This window comes from Polyangium sorediatum (genome assembly GCF_029946465.1).
Classification (GTDB): domain Bacteria; phylum Myxococcota_A; class Polyangia; order Polyangiales; family Polyangiaceae; genus Polyangium; species Polyangium fumosum.
In genome coordinates this window covers 48,529-67,007 of record NZ_JARZHI010000049.1, presented here as the reverse complement: position 1 = coordinate 67,007, position 18,479 = coordinate 48,529, and the positions used below count along the sequence as shown (strand labels likewise).

The 18,479-nt window shown below is 65.1% G+C and carries 8 protein-coding genes; 1 reads left to right on the top strand and 7 read right to left on the bottom strand.

What is annotated here, in order from left to right:
* The first annotated feature begins 2 nt into the window (after nt 1–2).
* Nucleotides 3–974: a SpoIID/LytB domain-containing protein gene (locus tag QHF89_RS35875; RefSeq protein ID WP_136971452.1), complete on the top strand. Its 972-nt coding sequence runs from the start codon at nt 3–5 to the stop codon at nt 972–974.
* A gap of 95 nt (nt 975–1,069) precedes the next feature.
* Here the strand turns inward: QHF89_RS35875 and QHF89_RS35870 are convergent, their stop codons facing one another.
* Genes QHF89_RS35870 through brxC form a run of 7 tightly spaced genes read right to left on the bottom strand, consistent with a single transcriptional unit; the run spans nt 1,070 to nt 18,476 of the window.
* Nucleotides 1,070–2,146 carry a 5-methylcytosine restriction system specificity protein McrC gene (locus QHF89_RS35870; protein ID WP_136971451.1) on the bottom strand — a complete coding sequence of 359 codons (1,077 nt, stop codon included), beginning with the start codon at nt 2,144–2,146 and terminating at the stop codon, nt 1,070–1,072.
* 3 nt (nt 2,147–2,149) lie between these two features.
* Nucleotides 2,150–4,555: an AAA family ATPase gene (locus QHF89_RS35865; protein WP_284721357.1), complete on the bottom strand. Its 2,406-nt coding sequence runs from the start codon at nt 4,553–4,555 to the stop codon at nt 2,150–2,152.
* Nucleotides 4,556–4,580: 25 nt separating this feature from the next.
* Nucleotides 4,581–6,686: a DEAD/DEAH box helicase gene (locus tag QHF89_RS35860; protein ID WP_136971449.1), complete on the bottom strand. Its 2,106-nt coding sequence runs from the start codon at nt 6,684–6,686 to the stop codon at nt 4,581–4,583.
* A 3-nt stretch (nt 6,687–6,689) separates the two neighbouring features.
* Entirely contained in the window at nt 6,690–8,003 is a 1,314-nt protein-coding gene (gene brxD / locus QHF89_RS35855) for a BREX system ATP-binding protein BrxD (RefSeq protein ID WP_136971448.1), read from the bottom strand.
* On the bottom strand, nt 8,004–10,865 hold the full coding sequence (gene pglZ / locus QHF89_RS35850; RefSeq protein ID WP_136971447.1) for a BREX-6 system phosphatase PglZ: 2,862 nt from the start codon (nt 10,863–10,865) through the stop codon (nt 8,004–8,006).
* A complete protein-coding gene (gene pglX / locus QHF89_RS35845; protein WP_136971446.1) occupies nt 10,858–14,841 on the bottom strand; it encodes a BREX-6 system adenine-specific DNA-methyltransferase PglX in 3,984 nt (1,327 codons plus the stop codon). The genes pglZ and pglX overlap by 8 nt, the downstream gene beginning before the upstream one ends.
* A gap of 11 nt (nt 14,842–14,852) precedes the next feature.
* Nucleotides 14,853–18,476 carry a BREX system P-loop protein BrxC gene (gene brxC, locus QHF89_RS35840; protein ID WP_136971445.1) on the bottom strand — a complete coding sequence of 1,208 codons (3,624 nt, stop codon included), beginning with the start codon at nt 18,474–18,476 and terminating at the stop codon, nt 14,853–14,855.
* Nucleotides 18,477–18,479 lie beyond the last annotated feature (3 nt).

Here is an 18,479-nt window from a genome sequence, read left to right as displayed (position 1 = left end):
TCGTGGATCCTGCAGGACTTCGCTCCGAGATACTAAGCGCATGGCCCCTCGCGGTGGGGTCGCAACAGATTACGCCGCCCGAGCTGCAGGCTGTCGAGGCAGTCGTGGCGCAGACGGCATGGCCGATCCCGGACGCGTTGCGCAGGCTGTACAGAGACGCCGTGACGGCGAAAGCGTTGAAGTGGGGGGAGGTCGGTGCGGTCGCGGAGGCGCTGAAGTGGCGGAAGTGGCTGCCCGTGCCGCCGCCCGACGTGCTGTGGGAGCGAAAGCGAGAGATGGCGCGGAAGATGCGCGAGCCCGTGTGGGTGCCGGTGGCGCACGTGGAGCTCGAGGAGGCGCCGGAGCGGATCCTCACGGTGGAGGGGTGGCTCTCGCTCGAGGAGGAGTACCTGCCTCGTGTATGCGCGGGAGAGCATCTGCATGCGCATCCGGAGGCGAAGGCGGCGCTCGTGATCGCTGCGAGGACGTTCGTGCTGCGGGCGATGCGGGATCATCCGACGCTCGGGCGGACGACGCCGATCAGGAACGGTGACATGTTCCAAGCGTTCTCGCGGGAGGCGAACGAGGAGTGCGCGGCCGCGGCGACGCGGACGAGGGGGTTCGTGATGCGGTATGGGGGAAAGCTGATTCTGGCGAACCACGTCGCGGGCGCGCCGTGGCGGGAGGATGGTTCGCGGGGGCCGGACGCATCCGGCACCGAAAAGTATGTGACGTACAACTATGGGCGGAGCGGCACCGATGTGATTCTGACACGCCTCGCGTTAACGATTCATCCTGGAAATCGAGGGTGCCTGAGCCAGAACGGAGCGCATTGGCTTGGGGAGCATGGGTTCGACTGCGAGGGGATCCTACGATTCTTTTACGGCGAGGATGTCGAGATCGTGCAGTTCGAGGCGAGTCGTGGGGGGAGCGTGGCAGGGTTCGTCGGGCTGGCGGCGCTCGGGATGCTTTGGCTCGGTGTGGCCGATCGGTAAATGCGGACGAGCATGGCGCTGCTAATCGTGCAGCGGGGTGTATTACAGCAATCGTTTCTGTACTCGGGACGGAACTACGCCAAGTCCTGGTGCGCTCAGACGCCGGCCACCCGCGTAAGCTCATCGCCGGGGAGCGCAGCCGCCAGCATGTCCACAAGATCCCGTAAGCCACGATCTATCGCACCCCACGGCTGGTTGAGGTTCAGCTCGAGCACGTGAACGTCATGCCCAAGGAGGCGCATCCTCGTGGGCGGCACCGTTGGGCGATCGACAGCGTAAAGCAGCACGCCTGCAATCCGCTCCTCGTTGGCGCGGAAGTTTGCGAGATAGGCGACCAACTGGCACACGTCGCTGGACCGAAGCTTGGCGCTGCTGCCGAACACTCCGGAGACCAGCGGCGTCCCGTAGCACTTGGTCTCCACCACCACGGAGTGTCCCGGGCGTCGTAGCGTAATGTCCGTATTGAGGCCGGGCAGGAGCCCGTTGGTTTCGCCTTCGACCACCCACCGAATCCGCGTGCGCTCGACCTTGGTAAAGATATGCTGCTCCTGCGCCAGAAACTCGCGCACAAAGCTCTCGAACAGCAACCCCATTTCGCGTTCGTTTCCGGCGAAGGAGCGGAACTGCCATCTGCCCGTGCGCTCGTCGGGTAGCAGACACCGGTGAAGGAGCGCGCAGACGTTCAGCGCGAGGCGGTAGCGTCTGAGATTCGAATGCAGCTGAACACGCTGGAAGTCCTGCGCAGCGATCGGTACGTCGGCAACACTCGGCATCTCCCGCGCGATCGTAAGCAGCCCGTGGCGCAATTCCGCGGTGAGACCGTCAACTGTTGCCAGCCGCTTCACAGTCGCCTTGATGATCCGATTATGAAGGACGTCTTCGGTGGTGTCGTCGAACGCACACTCGAGGACGCCCCGCACCTCAGCGCCACGAGCTGCCGTGCGAGCAAGATGAATCTTTCCGCGAGGGCGGCGCAGATCGTCGACATCCTCGCGGTAGCCGCGGTCGAGGCGCTGCCGGAGCAGCCGTCGCGACGCGGTCACCAGCACGCGGGCAAACAGCTCCTCGGCGGTGTGCGTGTCATCGGCCGCGACCTCGACAAGATCCCGCTCCTCGAAGTGCCCCCACGCGTAGCAGAGGAGGAAGTAGAGGTTCTCGACACGGACCTGCAACGCTCACCCACCTCGCAGTTGCGTGAGAGCCGCGTCCAGCTTGGCGGGGCTGTCGAACCAGTACTCGCGAAGCAGCGGCGCGATCTCGTACTCGATGATGCGCCGGAACCATCCGTCGTCGTATGCGTCGACCCGCTGGCAAAAGTAGCTGTGGCCGACTCGGAATCCCAGCCCCAGCGTAGGGTCCTTGGCAATTCGCTCATTCAACGCAACGAGACGCTCCTGGATGCTCTTGCGAAGTGAGGCTTCGACACCTCTGCGCGTGAGATCGGCGTCGAACCTCTCGGTTCCGAAGGCCGGCTCGAGATCGAAGAACACGAATCGACGGCGGAGCGCGTAATCCACGAACGCCAGCGAGCGGTCGGCTGTGTTCATCATGCCGATCACGTACAGGTTCGGCGGCACGTGGAATCGGGGCTCGTCGTCGCGCGAGTACGCGAGGGTTACGCCGTACCGCGGATCGCGCTTGTCGGCTTCGATGAGCGAGAGCAACTCACCGAGAATCTTGCTGACATTGCCCCTGTTGATCTCGTCGATGATCAGTACATAAGGGCTTGCCTGATCCTCGAGAGCATCCTTGCAAAAGCTCAGAAGAGGCCCATCCTTGCGAACGAAGCCGCCGCCCTCGGCGGGCCGCAGCCCCTGGACGAAATCCTCGTACGAGTACGAGGGATGGAACTGCACGCGCTGGATCTGCTCCTCGTTCATGCTGCCGATAAGCAGGTGCGCAAGGCGCGTGGCAGCGAACGTCTTCCCGACGCCCGGAGGCCCCTGAATGATGATGTTCTTCTTGTAGCGGCAAAGCTCGACCATTTCTCGGAGCTGTTCCCGCGAGAGAAAGAGATCATTCTCCGCGTCCTCGAATGAGTACGCCGGCGCCACCGGCTTCTTGACGAGCTCGACCTCGTCTTCCCCTGCGTCACCGGCGCCGATTGCCGCTCGGATATCTCTGAGTAGACCGGGGTACCGCCCGATCTCCGTCAGCGCCTTCATCACCAGCGCCTTCTCGCGAGGCTTCCATTCGCCGCGGCTCAACCACTTGACGCTGCGAACGTTCGCGAGAGGACGGTGGGGCTCGTGCCGATAGCCGGATGTGATCACACCATGCCCGATGATGAAGTGGCGCCCTCGCTTGACGTAGACGGTGTCGCCCACCTGCATTTCCTGGGCAAACTGCCAGCACGCAAGCCCATCGTTCATCGGATCGACGTCGTCCTCGCGTCCTTCACGGAGCTTCGCGCGAATATCGTGGATGGATGCATACTGAAGAAGATTTCCGAGACCATTCCAGCCGATGGCGATGATGCCGTCGCGGTAGCACGTGTCCCACTGGTCGGCATTTCGACCGAGAGCAATCAACCAGACGCGGGCGCTGGTCGCTTCCTCGGGTTCGTCCTCCTCCGGCGTCGTGGGCGCTGAGGTAGCGTCATCCCGCTGCGTCCATCGAAGCAGCGACTCGAGTTCCCACGACGACACCTTGAGCGCCTTCTGCAGCTCTTGAAAGGCCCTCCGGAAGGCGAGGTAGTCGTCTACGACGTCGAGCCCCGTATCGTCGTAGAGACCGTCGGCTGCCAATGCGGCACGAGCCGATAGGTAGAAGGGGGGCCACTCTTCGGGCTCTTGCGCGTGCCAGAAGCTGCTCGCGAAGAACCTGAGCCTGCCATTCTGCGGAAGATTGGATCCTGCAGACGCGGCCGTACGAGCCGCATCCAGGTACGCAATAAATCCTCGCAATGCTTTGGCAGCGGCCCTCTCGTCCTTGGGCTTGGCGAGCAGTGCCTTCAGCTCCGCGTCCGCGCGCGTGACGTCAGGCGCGTACTTGGCGAGCTGATTCAAGACCATCGCTCCGCTCGACCCCTTGGCCCCGAAAGTCGCCCAGTCGTGTTTCGTCTTCTGGTTGAACGTGGCGCGAAACTCCTCGAGACTTGCCTTGCCGCCAAGGTATCTACGCAGCAGATCCTGGATCTCGGGAAGCACGGCGAGGCGCGTCGCCTTCGTTGCATCGCGCTCGGTCGTCCACACCGTGTCCGCGCGAAACGCCGCGAGCCGATCCCGCCACACGACGGCCTGGTTCTCGTCCGAGATGTCCGTGATCCGCGCGATCTCGTCCTTCGATAGTGGCTTCGGGTGAGCCTGCATGAAGGCAACCCCCGCCTTCGTGAGCTGCCACGTCCCGAACGCGGAGCTCTCCGACAGGCCCGCGCGCTTGAGCCGGTCATGTGCCCAGCCGTTGCGGTTCTTGAACACCGGCTGCTGGCCACTCGGGAGCAGCTCGGCTTTGTCCGCGTCCGTCAGCCCGAGCTTGGTGGCGACGGCCTCGTGCGCGTCAGCCGCCTTCACGCCTTCGGGGTTCTCGGCAAGTACACGGAGCAGCGGGTCAACGAAGGTCTGGTAGGGCGGAACGGGCATCAGGACGGCGATTCTAACATGCTCGCTACGACTCGCGCACCCACCTTGCCGCCCCCTCCACATCCAGCAAATACCCCGCCACGACCTCCAAGGCGAACTTCTCCGGCAGGCAATCCTGAAACTTGCTCAACCGATACCCCGGCAACCGCGCCAGCATCGCCCGCCGCGTCTCCGCTGCCTCCCAGAACCCCGCCTCTCCAATCCGCCGGATCGCCCCCCGCACCGTCTCGTGCGTCACCCCATCCCCCTCGATCCGCACGAGGAAATTGTCCGCCACCACCTTCCACCCCTCGGCAATCTCCAAGCCATACTTGATCGTATGGTTAACCCGCCCCCCGGCGAACGTCCACCACCGCGCCTGCCCGTCGTCCATCTGCACCGCGGGCCCCGCACGCCGCAGCAAATCCCCTAGCTCGGCCCGTTGCTCCTCGATGTAACGCCGCCCCGCCGTATCCACGTACGGATACTCGACGCCCTCCGTGAGAACCCGCTTGATCCGCTGACACAACGTAAACCCGAGCATCTGCGGGATGAACCCACCCCAGCTCGGCTTCATCCCCCGCGGCGCCTCCCGCACGAGGATCACCCGGTCCGTATGATTCACCCGCACGGCGGTCCACGCGCGCCCGCCCAGCAGGAACGACGTCATGTTCTCGACGAGCCGATCCACGAAGTCCTGCTCGAGCGACCCGAGATCCCGCCCGGCCTGCGTCTGCACGCGGTAGAGCACGGGGCTCGAGAACACCGCGTAGAGCTCCTGGAAGTTCTTCCGCCCGAATACCCGCTCCGCGCGTTGCCCCATCGAGAGCAACCCACCACTCTCGAAAAGGAACTCCTCCCGCTTCATGTGCTCGACGACCTCGTCGAACTCGCCCCGCGCGATCGCCGCGAAGTCCGGCACCCGCCCGAGCTGCTCCCAGCATCGCTCCGCGCTCACCGCCCCGAGCTGGAGCGTCATCGCGAGCAGCTGGTGCACGAGCACCGGCCAGCAACGGCCCATCACGGGCACGGGCTCGACCCAGCCCTCACGCGCGAGCTCCACGAGCGCGACGGCCTGGAGGACGGCTTCCGGCTCCTCGCACAGGAACGTCGTGTTCGCCGTCGTCCCTGCGCGCCGTCCGGTACGACCCATACGCTGGAGAAACGACGAGACCGACGTCGGCGCGTTCGCCTGGAACACGAGGTCGAGGTCGCCCACGTCGATCCCGAGCTCCAGCGTCGACGTGCAGACGATGCACGCGTTCGTGCCCTCGTGGAACCTCTCCTCCGCGGCCCTGCGCTCCTCCAGGGAAACGGAGCTGTGATGCACGAAGACGTCGATACCCCGCCCCCGCATCCAATCCGCGACGCTCTCCGTCAGCGCCCGCGACTGACAGAAAAACAAGCTTTTCTTCCCCTGCGCCCGCGCCGTGGCCTCCTGCGCGAGCGCCCCCACGCTCTCATGAAGCCCGATATGCAGATCCCGCTTCGCTGGCGTCTTCGGCGGATTGACCACCACCCCCTGACGCCGCGACGAACCGCACAACCACGCGACGATCTGCTCAGGATTCCCCACCGTCGCCGACAGTCCAACCCTTTGGAGGTCGTGCTGACTGGTGAGCCCGAGCCGCTCGAGCACCGACATCAGGTGCGAGCCTCGATCCGTGCCCGCCATCGCATGCACCTCGTCAATCACCACGAGCCGCAGGTCCTTGAACAACCGCTCCACCGGCGAGCGCGCCGAGACCAGCATCACCTCGAGCGACTCCGGCGTCGTCATCAGGATCTCGGCCGGCTCCCGCACGAACTTCCGTTTGTCGTGGTCCGCCACGTCGCCGTGCCAGACGAATCGGCGTAGCCCCACCATCTCGGCGTACGTCCCGAGCCGCCCCTCCTGATTGTTCAAAAGCGCCTTGATCGGGGCGATGTAAATCACCCCCACGCCCTCGGGCTCGCGCTCGACCAGACCCGCGAGAGCCGGGAACATCGCTGCCTCGGTTTTCCCGCCCGCCGTCGGCGCCAGCACCACGGCGTTTTTCCCGTCCAGGATCGCTTGCCCCGCGAGCTCCTGCACCGGACGCAGGCTCGTCCAGCCGAGCCGCGAGACAATCGCTTCCTGCAGCCGAGGCGGAAACCGGGCGAATGTACTCACACGCTAGAACTCCACGCTCGTCGCCGAATACCCCTTCTCGTCCTCCGGCTCCGGCTCGTATTCGATCGGCTTCTTCCCCTCCGCGGCCCTCTGCTCCTCCACCGTCGGCGAAGGCTCCGGCAGCGCGGCATCCGGGTTTTCCGCCACCGTATCGAGCAGATTCACGAACCGACGCAAGAACTGCCTCGGCACGACCCCGACATCTCCCTTGAACCCCGCCGTCACCTCATCCACGAGCGCCGCAATCCGCTCCGGCGTCACCTTCGACGCGACCACGTTCGGATCCGGCGCCGGATACAAGCTCCGCAGCCGCAGCGCCACGTCCTTGAGCCTGTCCCGATCGAACGGCCGCAGCTCGAGCTGCGGCTGCCGCATCGTCACGAGGCCGCCCTCGTTCAAGAACTGGATCCGGTCGTGCAATGGCTGCAATCCCGCCACGCCGCGTCGCACATCGAAGAACTCCGGCGTGCCCGTGAAAACCCAGAAGAGCCCCTTGTACCGGTCCGCCGCGTCGATGATCTGCCGGATCCCGTTCAGCGACTTCCCCCGCACGTCCTGCCGCATTCGCAGGATCGTCTCCGCCTCGTCGATTACGATGACCAGGCCCTTGTACCCTGCGGCCTTCACCACCTCCAGGATCCCATGGAGGTAGTCCATCGCGTCTCGGCTCGAGATCTCTCCCTTGAGCCCCGCCGCCCTCTTCTCCGCCGCCCCCACGTTCTCGCTGCCCGAAAGCCACGACAGGAGCGCGCCCGCCTCGCGTACTTTCCCCGCCTGCTTCAGCGAGAACACCTCGCGCAGCACGCGCCCGAGATCCTCCGGCGCCTTGCCGCCCGTCAGCGACGTGATGTCCTCCTCGATCCGCTTCTTCACCTTCCGATCGAAATCGGCCGCGTCCGGGTCCGCGCCGCCGTCGATGAGCGCGTCCTCCACCTTCGCGATCCAGCGGTCGATGATGTCGCCGAGCGCGCCGCGCGGACAAACGTTCGTCCCGAGCTCCTGGACGACCTTTCGGTAAACGTGGTCGAACTTGTAAAAGTGGAGGTCGTTATCCGAGACGACCACGAAGCTCGTCGCGAACCCCTTCGCCTGCGCGTCGAGAAGCGCGAGGCGGGCCATAAAGGTTTTTCCGCAGCCGTAGCCGCCGCGCAGGAACTTGAAGACGCCCTCGCCGCTCCCAGCGAGGTCGAGCAGGCGCCCGATCTCCGCGCGCTGGCGCTCGATGCCGACCGCGAACGCGTCGAGCCCGCGCTCGGGGACGACGCCGGAGCGAAGACGCTCGAAGATGTGCTCGCGGTCTCGCTGGCTCGTCGTCATTTACTTGTCTCCTTCCCGGACGTAGCGCTTTCCACCCTCGGCCGCCTCGATGCGCACCCGGAAAGGTAGTTTGCCCAGGTGCAGGTCGATTTCCACGGAAAATTTCCGGAAGGCGCGCGCCGAGCCCAAGATCGCGCCGACTTCGGGTTCCGTGATCACGCCGTGCTTCTGGATGTGCTGGAAGACCTTGCGAAAGCCCTCATCCGCGATGGCGTCCGCCCAGCTCCCGCCGGATTCCGAGGCCGCGACGGCGGTCTCGGGAGCCTTCGCCGCGGGCGTCGTGCCGCCGCTCACGGAGAACCAGTTCTCCGGCACGCTGCTCTGCACCCGCTCGATGTTGTCGGGGTGGTGGACCTCGACGCGCACGCGTTCGTCCTTCGGGCCGTGGAGCGCGAAGAAGACCTCCGTCCACGTGTCCCCGAGCGGCAGCTTGACGCGTCCGTTGTGCAGCAAGGCCGGCGCGCTCACGTCCTTGAGAACCGTCTGGATCTCGGGCCGTCCCTGCACACGAAGGCCAATGTCGAGCACACGCGCGGTCGCGAACCCGAGGCCGGTCGAGGTATTCTTCGCGAAACCCGCGCGCACGCGCAGGCGATGCAGGCCGAGCACACCGGGCAAAGCCTCGGTTTCGAGCATGTACTCCGCGAGGCTCGCGCTCTCGGCGCGTTTCTTCGTGACCGTGAGGACTGGGATAACCCGCTCCTCGAGACTGTTGCCTCCATGCACGAACGTCGCGCCCGGGTTGCCCGTCGCGAAGACCGCCGTGTCCTGGCGCAAGATGACATACCCACCGAGGCCGTCGTATCCGAGCGACGACAGCGCGACCGGGACCATCCCCGACTCGGAGCGCGCATATTCGCTCAGCACGTGCCTCCGAGATCGCTCCTCCTTGTCCCCGTACGGTTTTTCCTGCGTGGTCTCGTCCTGCAAGAGGAAGCCGTGATCCGCCGTGAACACGAAATGCTTCACGCCCGCAAGCTGCAGGTGATGCCATGCCGCCTTGATCTGCCGGAGCGTCGTCTCGAACGTCGGTAGCCCGACATTCGCCTCCCCCGCATCGTCGATCTCCTTCGAATGCACCACGACGAGCCCGTGCGGCGCCACCTTCTTCGCGAGGGCCGTCGTCGTCTCCTCGCAGACCTGGGCGAGCGACAGCAAGGGCGCCTCTTTCCCCGCCGCGCGCGTCCCCATGGCCCGCGCCCTGTCGGTCGGCCTCTTGACCGTGTACTCCCCCGTCTTGAACCCCTGAAACGCCCCGGCCACGACGAGCCGCCCATTCTGCGCCACCGGGGCGAGCGCGTTCATTCCGACGGACGTGATCGTCGGCAGTTCCGCGAGACGCGGCTTCAGATCCACGATGCCGCCCCCACCGCCGAGCTCTTCGAGCAGCTCCGTTGCCATCTCGAACCGGAAGGCGTCGATGACGAACATCGCCACCTTCTCCCCGCCGTGCGTCAGCGGAACGACGACCTGCTCGAAAAGCATTCGCTGCTGGAGCGACGGCGGCGGCAAGAAGCCCTGCTCTTTGCAGAGCAGCGTGAAGTCGCGGCAAAGCTCGTCGGCCCAGGCGCGGTAGAGGCGCCGCAGCACGCCCACGACTTCCTGGAGCGGACCGAAATGGGGCAATCGAGGTTCCAGGAGCGTCAGCCGTTTCTGCTCGAAACGCCGGTGCGCCCGGTCGACCTCGAAGGCTCCCGTGGCATACCGATCCACGGCTTGATCGAGGTTCTGGACGCCCTCCAGGGGACGGCGAAACTTCGCGAGCGTCTCCCCGAACGCCGCGGCTTCGGCCACGAGGCTCCACTCCCAGCGGCGATCCTGATTCCTTTGGAGCCAGAACGATCGTTCCCCGTGCCGCGCGTCGCACCAAACGCGCGCCTTTTCCCATTCCCCCCGCTGCAACGCCTCGACGGCCCCTGCGAGCACGCGGCGCTCCTCCGAGGGGAACGTGTCGATTTGCCCGAGATCGTCGGGGGTCATCGCCGCGATCTCGGCGGCAATCGACCCCTCCACTTCGTCCGCGCGCCTCGCGTACGCGTCCCCCTGCTGGCTCCGGAGCACCGCCAGCATCTCGACGCACGTTTTCACGATGGGCGGCGGCAGATCCCGCAAGCGCCGAAGTTTTTCCACGTGCGGCAGGCGGCGCAGGTCGTGCACGTACTCCACGCAGAGCAGCCACGCGCCAAACGCATCGAGCACGTGATCGAGCGGCGAGGTCTTCGCATCCGCGCGCCACTCTCCGATCCACGCCTCATCCATCCCCGTCAGCTTGTGCAAATACCCCCGCAGAACGCCAATTTCATCGGGCGAGTTCACCTTCGCATGGAGCGCAGCTTCCCTCCCTGCGAGCGCCTGCACCAGGAGCGTTTGCCCCACATTGTCGAGCATGGCCGCGAAGCCCCCGGCGCGCTGCGAGACGAGCGCGTCGAGCCAGGCATCCGCCTCGTCGAGCGTATGCGGTTTGGCGAGGAACGCCTCCACGTCCGCAGGCGCCACGCGTGCGTGGGCGGTCTCGCGGATGAGCGTGTCGAGCGCCTTGCGAAAACGCACCCCGGCATCGTACAGCTCGAGCACCGGGGTCTGCTTGATCAGGTCCTCGTTGAAGCCCGGCATGTGCACGAGCAATGGCTCACGGCTGAGACCATTGCCGAAGTCCTGGAGCGCAAGCAAGAGCTCGAGGAAGCTCCCCCGGAACGCGACGATCGGGAAGGGCGGCGCCTCCACCTTGCCGCGCTGGATCAGCGCATCGACGAACGCCGTGTAATGATTGTCCCGGTCGAGCCAGACGACGATCCCTTGCCGCCGCACCTCGCGCGCGACCTCGCGAAAAAGGCTCTCGCTGATGGGGCCGAGCTCACGCATCGGCGCTCTCTTCCTCGCCCTCCACGTTGTCGTAGAGCGGCCCGTCCGAGCCCTCGTCCTCCTCGGCCTTCTCCCTCTTGCGCTCCCTGCGCTTCATTTCAGCCGCGAGGATCTCCTGCGCCTGCCGCTTTTCCTTTTCGAGGAACCTCTCGCGTGCCTCGTCCGAGCCCGGCTCGTCGATCGTAAAATCGGGCCGGATCATCTCGTCCTGAAGCCGCAGCTCCCACGCATACGCCTTTGCGGGATGCAGCCGCCAGAAGCATTTGTGCGCGACGGCGAGCGAGGGATCGTCGTGGCACTTCTTCTCGACGCGGCTCGGGAAGTGCCGCGCGGCGAGGTGGGACCAGTCGTAATTCTTCCGCCCCTCAGCGGTCGCGAGCTCCTTCCACCACTTCTTGGGGTCCTTCCACTGCGGCTCGAGCAGCGACCAGAGGGCGCTCGAATTGACCATCACGCCGTCGTCGAGGTCCATGACGAACCGTGCATCCGCCTCGCGTTTCGGGCACTTGTCGTCCGTCGGGGGCGGGCCTTTCTCGGCGATCAGGGTGACCTTCTCGATGAAGTCGGAGAGTTCTTCAAGTTGCTTCTGGACCTCGGCGTAACGTTTCTCGGCCTTGCCCTTGGAGGCTTTCTCGGCGCGGGCCTTCAGAAGATCCGAAAGCTCGCCTTCGAGGCGGCGTTTCTCGGGCATCAGATGATCGGCGAGCAGGACCTGGAGCGTGTCGTCCTTCCAGCGGTGGATGGAGATCCAAGCGACGAAATTTTTCTTGGCCGAGGAGAGCGGGAAGTAGATCGGGCGGTTCTCGTAGGTCGGCTTATGGTATGCGAGGAAGAACCCGCGGCGAAGGTAATCGGCGAGGTCGCCGTAGTCTTTGCAGGCGGCGCCGCCGTGCTGGGCGTATGCCTCGTGGAGCATGGCGCAGGCGGGGTGCGCGAGGCCGTCTTTGTCGGACGCGGCGGAGAGGAAGAGGATGCCGTGCGGGAGGGCGGAGTCCGGGGCCTTGTCGAGGATGCCTTCGCCGCGGGCGCCAAAGCGGCCGAGGGCGACGCCGATGGCGAAGGAGAGGTCGGCTTCAGGGGGTGGCTCGTCGTAGGTGGGTTCGTAGGGCGGAAGTGGGGCGCTTTCGGGGCGGTCGACGGCGCGTTGGGCCCAGTCTTGGGCGTGGCGCCATGGAGAGGAACCGGGCTGCTTGAACTCGATGGAGGGTTCGCGAATGGCCTCGTGGATTGAAAATGCCGCTTCCAACTCACGATAGATGACATCCGCAGCTATCGTGTGCAAATAAGGCAGGCGGTTAACATCTCCAACTTCAAAGCCGATTCCTGGGTTTAGCGACTGCAGCACATGCCGCGCTGCGGACGTGTTCATGACGCACAGGGCACGAGGAATATCGTTCGGAAAGACTGACGAACCCTTATTACCGAAAACGCTTCGGTACCTATGGGCCCGCGCACGAAAATCGATTCCAACCATTGAAAATGCGACACCGGGAACAAAATAGTACCCTGGATTCCTGATTGCGGCTCCGACGCTCACCTGAGCGAAGACGCGCATTTCAAGGCCCAAGGCCTCATAGCGCAGGATGTCTACCAAAGGCTCGAACCAGACGCGCCCCTTGCCTCCCTTTATTGTTGGCACCCATGGTGCGAGTCCTGACGCGATCGTGTCGGAGCAACGTTCGCGCGCCAGTGAGCCCGGCTGCACCTCCCACCAAAAACAGGTGAACCGCGTGTCGTCGCCCGTACACACGCCTTTTCTGGCAGGTGCCAATTCGCCAAATTTTTCTGCTGCCGCGTAGCGTGTGAGGTAGGCCGCGTCCCACCAATAAACAATTGGCAAGCCATCTACCGCTGAAAACATCTCTGGATAGAAGGAGTGCCGGCCCGAGCCACTCAAAAGAGCTGCACGACGTCGAGCAGGCTTCCCGGCGTCGCGCGTTGAATCCGACAAAGGGGCTGCTTGCAGTCCAACTGAGAAATCCGCCGGTCGTCCCCAATGAAACACGACCATAGCTGAGGAAATAACGTCATCCATCGACCTGGAGCTAAATGCGCCGGTTCCAATATCTGCAACGGAACGCAAATCTGCGTCGCGCAGCAACAACTTTCGGAGTTCGGCGAACTGTCCGAGGAACATCCAGCCACGCATCGTGACCATGCATGACAACCCTCCAGGGCGTGCCAGCTGCAGTCCACGCAACAAAAATGCAGCGTACAAATCCGCCTTCCCTGACGGATAGTGCTTCGCCAAGTATCCAGCATCTGTCATTCGGTTTACGGCCTGATACGGTGGATTCCCGACGACAACATCATAAGTCCCCGCCTGCACCATCCGAACGAACCGCACCCCCGCCGCAAGCTGTTCCGCCTCCAGCCGGAGCCCCAGATCCTCCGCCCGCGAATGCTTCCCGAGAAACTGCTCGATCTTATCCAGCGCTGTCGCCTTCGCTTGCCCCAGCGGCAACTTGACCTGCTGTGCAGGAAACTTCTGCCCGAACAAACTCCCCTGCGCCGCGCCCCCCTCCACGTCCCGCTCGCTCACCGCCTCGATCGCCTTCCCGATGGCCTCATCCACGCGGAGCAAACTCCCGAGATGGTCCACACCCGACAGCGCCGAGACGATCTTGTCCGTCACGTCCTCCGGCAAACCCACCTCGGCCTTCAGCTCCCGCCGAAGCGCCACGAGCGCCGGATCCTCCTTGGGCAAACTCCCGAGCTGCAGCACGGGCGCCACCAGGTTCACCCGCTTCGGCCGTACGTCCTTCGCGAGCGCCCGCGCCTTCAGATAAAGCCCCGCCGCCGCGATCTGGATCGCTCGCGGATCGATGTCGATCCCGAACAGGTTGTTCTCCAGGATCGAAGCCGCAATCTCCCGATTCGAGACCGTTTGCCCCCGATGCCGCGCCTCCTCCCGGTACAGCGCCGCGAGCAGATCGAAAGCGATGACGAGGAAATGCCCGCTCCCGCACGCCGGATCAAGCAGCTTCAGATCCCGGATCGAAGCCGGCGCCTTCGCCACCGCATCCTCCGGGATCGGCTGGAGCACGTAATACTTCCAGTGCTCCTCGAGCTCCCCATCGATCGGCATCAGCGCATCGAGCGCGACCTCTCCTGCATCACGTTTGGCCCGCCAATCTGCCCGCCGCGCCTCCAGCACGGGCAGGATCGTCTCCGCGTCCGCCTTCCAGCCGTTCTTCTTGCAGATGCAGAGCCACGTCAGGCCGAGGCTGTTGTGCAGCAGCCACTCGACCATGTACCGCTCGGTGAACATCTGCGTCTTCGACGCGATCTCGTGCGGCTCGATCTTGCCCCCGCCATTGATCTTCGCGTCGAGCGCCTCCCGCTCGGGATCGTTCCAGTATTGATACACCCACCCGAGCGTCGTATCGTCTGTCCACGCGGACGCGAGCTTCGGATCGTCGAGCCGCTCGACCACCTCGCGCAAGGTCGCCGCCGGCACCGGAAAGAGCCGCGTCAGCCCCACGTCCCCGAAGAGGCCCGGCAGATCGATCGACAGCTCGTCGAACACGATCTGCAAGATCGCCTGATACCCCTCCGTCTCGTCATTCGTGAGCGCCGGGGCAAACCCGCGAAATTCGCGATACCCCTTGCTGTTCCAGCCCCCCGTCACGACGGCGGGCTTGACCAGTTGCAACGCCTCGAGATGCCGGATCAAGACGAGCCGATTGAGCAGCGTCGCCGCCGCTTCCTTCACGGCCGTCTCGAGCACCCGCGCCCGCGCCGCGCCTTCCGCCTTCTTGTCCTTCGGCCGCGCCGCCCGCACCCGCTCATCGATCCACCGCTCGAGCCGCTCCCGCCGCTTCCGATGCGCCTCGTCGAGCCCCGCCTCCCGGATCGAGACGCTGAGCCGATACCGCCGATCCGCCTCCGCGTGGATGTCACGCAGGAGCCGGTCACGCAGGCCGCGAATGGTGGTCGAGAGGAGCTGCTTGGCTTCGGGGGTCAGGGTGGGCATGCGGGGTTCCGTCAGACGATACGAATACGAATGCCTTGATCGAGCTGCGGCCCGATTCGCTCCTCGAGCTCGCGGAAGATCGCCCGGAGCTGCTCGCGGCTCGAGATCTCCCGGCCGCGGATCTGCGCGTCGACCTTCACGACGGGCTTCTCGTCTCGCTTGCTGCGCTCGTCGTCGAGCCGATCCATGGCCTCTTCCTCGGCAGGCCCGATGCGGCTGGCAAATCGATCCCGCACTTCGGCCAGCGTCGGCGCGACGGCCTCCGCCGTGGTGTCCACGAGCGCCTCGGCGATGGGCCGGAGCACGCGATGCCCCTGGTCCGCGTCAAGCAGGGCAAACCCGGGCTGCGTCTTCACACGGCTTCGCGCGGCCTCGGCCTCGGCGTTCTCCTTGTTCAGGAGAGCCCGACGCGACACGACGTACCGCTCGCGAACCCGCCCGATTGCCGGCTCGATCGCATGCACGTCCCGCCACGGCCGCTCCGCCGCGAGCTGGTTCGTGATGGCGTTCGCGTCCTCCTCGAGCCCGCCGAGCGCCTCGGCCTGGCGGAGCTGCGCGAGCTGATGGTCCCGCGTGTGCACGGCAGACCCGAGGAGCGCGAGCGCGTGCGACGTGAGCTCCGACGAGCAGACGCCGAGCTGCTCGATGCCGTCCCGCAGCGCATCGAGGTTCCGCTTGACCTCCAACACGGTCTTCTGCACCTGCCGCGACCGGCAACAATCCTCCAGCGCCCGCCCGAGCTTCTGGAGGGCCGTCGGGAGCGGAGGCCGACCGGGAAGCTCGTTGAACTTCGCTTCGAGCTCGCGGAGCCGCTCCCGCTGCCCGGGGAAGTGCAGGAACGCCGCGTCGGCGATGGGTTCGTCCTCGGGTTCGAGGTCGACCTTGAGGTACGTCTCGAAGAATTTGCGGATCGCGATGCGGTCGCGCTGCGTGACCTCGCCCTCCTTGGCCGGGAAAAAGTCGGCGCGGCGAAAGTCGCGATCCTTCGCGAACAGATCCCGCACGCCGGGATCCTGATACGACGTGATGTCGTCGCCGTGATCGGGCCGGACCCGGATCTTCTTGCCGCGCAGAAGCCCAGCGCAGCAAGCCTTTACGAGATCGGGCGCATACCCGTAGGGCGGACTCACGAACATGCCGATCAGGTTCTGCCCGGCGATCCCTCCGCTCTGCTGGATTTCCTGCAAGATTCGCGTCGGATAAAGCCCGCCGCAGGTCGCGACGTATTTGCCCGCGTCGAGCGAAAGAATCCCGAGACCACCCTCCATGAACTTCGTCGAGGGCCCGGCGAGCTCCTTTTCGAGGAGCTGGTTCAGCTCGGACGGCGAGATCGCGATCTCCGTGAAATGGGGGTACAGGTCGGGCAGCACGCGCGTCGCGAGCGCGGAGAGCGTCGCCGCGAAGGAGCTGCCGAGGTCCCGGGGCCGGAGCTGCTGCCCGCGGAAGAACGCGGCCCCTTCAAGGAACGCCTCGTCCACGGCCTTCGACACGCGCTTGGCGAGCTCCTCGCAACGCGCCTCCTCCTCGATGAGCAGCCTCTGCTTCTCCCGCGTCAGCGACTCCCTGCGGTTCCGGTTCCGCTCCACCATGCGCTCGGATCGACCGAGCTGCCGCGCCGCATCCTCGATTGCACCCGATTCACCGACCACCCAGAGGATACGATTGCGGAGCTGCTCCTGGTCGCTCTTCTGCACCCAGCCAGCCGAGGCGCGGTCCTCCTTCTTTCCAAGGAACCGGAAATCGACGGCCACCGTCGACTCTTCGCGCGGGTCTTGCAGCTTGACGTCGATGGCCTGCCGTCCGTCGGAGAACCAGAGCGACCACGGGAACGTGCGCCCATGCCACCGCGGACGCTCCTGCATGCTGCCGACGAGTACTTTCAGGGCATCCTGGACAATCTTGCTGATCTGCTCCTGCGTGACCCCGAACTCCTCGCGCTCGCGTTGCCATTCCTGTCCCGCAGAGCTCTGGATCTTGTAGCCCTGCTTCTCTGAATACGAGAGCAAGCTCTGCTGCCGGAGCTTCTCGAGCGCATCCGTGACGGCCTGCACCTGGCTCCCCTCACCGAGCCGCGCATATAGGCATTGCGCGACGAGCGCAGGCATCGTCGGCACCTGCTCCTGAATCAGCTCGAGCAATGCCACGGCCTTCGCCGCGCGTTGTGCGAAGACATCGTCCCGCACCTCGGGGTGATTCATGATGCGCGCGAGCGTCGTCTGCACGTCGGCATCGAGGGCCGAATGCTGCACCTCGAAGATCGCGTCCAGCGTGACGAGGCTCCCGACCTCCCCGTCAGCGAGCTTCTGCTCCCGGAACAGCTCGCCGAGGAGCTGCAAGAGCCCACGGATCGCGTGATCGTCCCCCTGCACGCGCGTCGACCGCGTGCGCAGGTTCGACGTGATCTGCATGAGCAGATCCACGTGACCGGGAAGCATCGGATAGACCTCGACGAAATCGTCCTCGGTGATGTCCTCGCAGCCGTACCCATAGAGCTTGAGATCGCCGCGATGCTTGTGAAACAGCGCGCGCAGCCCCCCCTCCATCTCGGACTTCTTCTTGAGGAGCCGCTTGTGCACGACGTCGCGGATGTTCGTCGTGCCGAGGTGCACGCGCAGGCTCGGCGGAAATCGATCTTTGAGCTTGCCGATATTGTTCGACTCACCCTGATCCTCGAGCTTCTGCTGCCCCGTCGCGAAGAGCCAAACGCGGCCCTTGAGCCTCTGCCCGAGCTCCGAGACGAACGACTGGAGCTTCAGCATGCGGCTCTCGTCCTGGTGGACGTACTGGCTGACCTCGTCGACGACGAAGAACAAGGTTTTCTCGGGTTGCCGGATGGCGAGCATCGCCTCGATGGCCTCGACGACCTCCCGCACGCTCGTCCCCGCGCCCGTACGCGCGCCGGCGCGGCTGTCGATCCACGCCGTAGGCTCGCGATAACGATCCGGGTTCATGACGTGGAGCACGTGCGAGAAGTGATCCTCCGCCTGCTCATCCTTCATCGCGACGGACCAGGGCTTCCCGAGCGTCTTTTCGGCGAGCACCAGGAACCGGTCCCACTCGCCATCCCGTTCGAGCTTCAGCTCGTGCTCGGCAACGAGGTTCGACTTGGGGCAGTACTCGAGCCGCACCTGCACTTGCCTCTGTACCGCGGCGTGGATGTGCTCGTTGTCGCGGGCAACGCCGCCGATGTCGAACACCACCGCGATCGGCTGAATGCGCTTCGAAAGCTCCTGCCACGCTTGCGACAGCTCCGCGCGCTTCGGCGAGTCGTCCCGCGCGAGCAGCGCCGTGGAGAGCGGCGTTCCATCGGGCAAGACCACCCCATCGAGCGCGAGCCCGAGCAGCTTGGCGAAGCTCGATTTACCGGACCCGTAGAAGCCCGAAATCCAGGAGGCCGGCAGCTCGGGCCCGTTCTTCTTGCCGAGCTCATGCACGACGTTGCGGAGCAGGTGCACGAACTGCTCGTGGATGCCCGCTTTGACGCGCCGGGCCCGCGGATCCCCCTCGGGATACCCGCCCGTGATGATGTACTCGGAGACCTCGGCCTCGAGCTTCTTCGGGCTCTGCTCGTGGAAGTAGACCACGGGCGGGATGTCACGTGTGACGTTGTAAGCGAAGAGGTCGCGTATCTTCATGCT

Excerpts from the sequence above, each read along its gene's own strand:
- QHF89_RS35865 (WP_284721357.1), bottom strand. The coding sequence starts at position 4,555 with ATGCCCGTTCCGCCCTACCAGACCTTCGTTGACCCGCTGCTCCGTGTA.
- brxD (WP_136971448.1), bottom strand. The coding sequence starts at position 8,003 with ATGACGACGAGCCAGCGAGACCGCGAGCACATCTTCGAGCGTCTTCGC.
- pglZ (WP_136971447.1), bottom strand. The coding sequence starts at position 10,865 with ATGCGTGAGCTCGGCCCCATCAGCGAGAGCCTTTTTCGCGAGGTCGCG.
- pglX (WP_136971446.1), bottom strand. The coding sequence starts at position 14,841 with ATGCCCACCCTGACCCCCGAAGCCAAGCAGCTCCTCTCGACCACCATT.
- brxC (WP_136971445.1), bottom strand. The coding sequence starts at position 18,476 with ATGAAGATACGCGACCTCTTCGCTTACAACGTCACACGTGACATCCCG.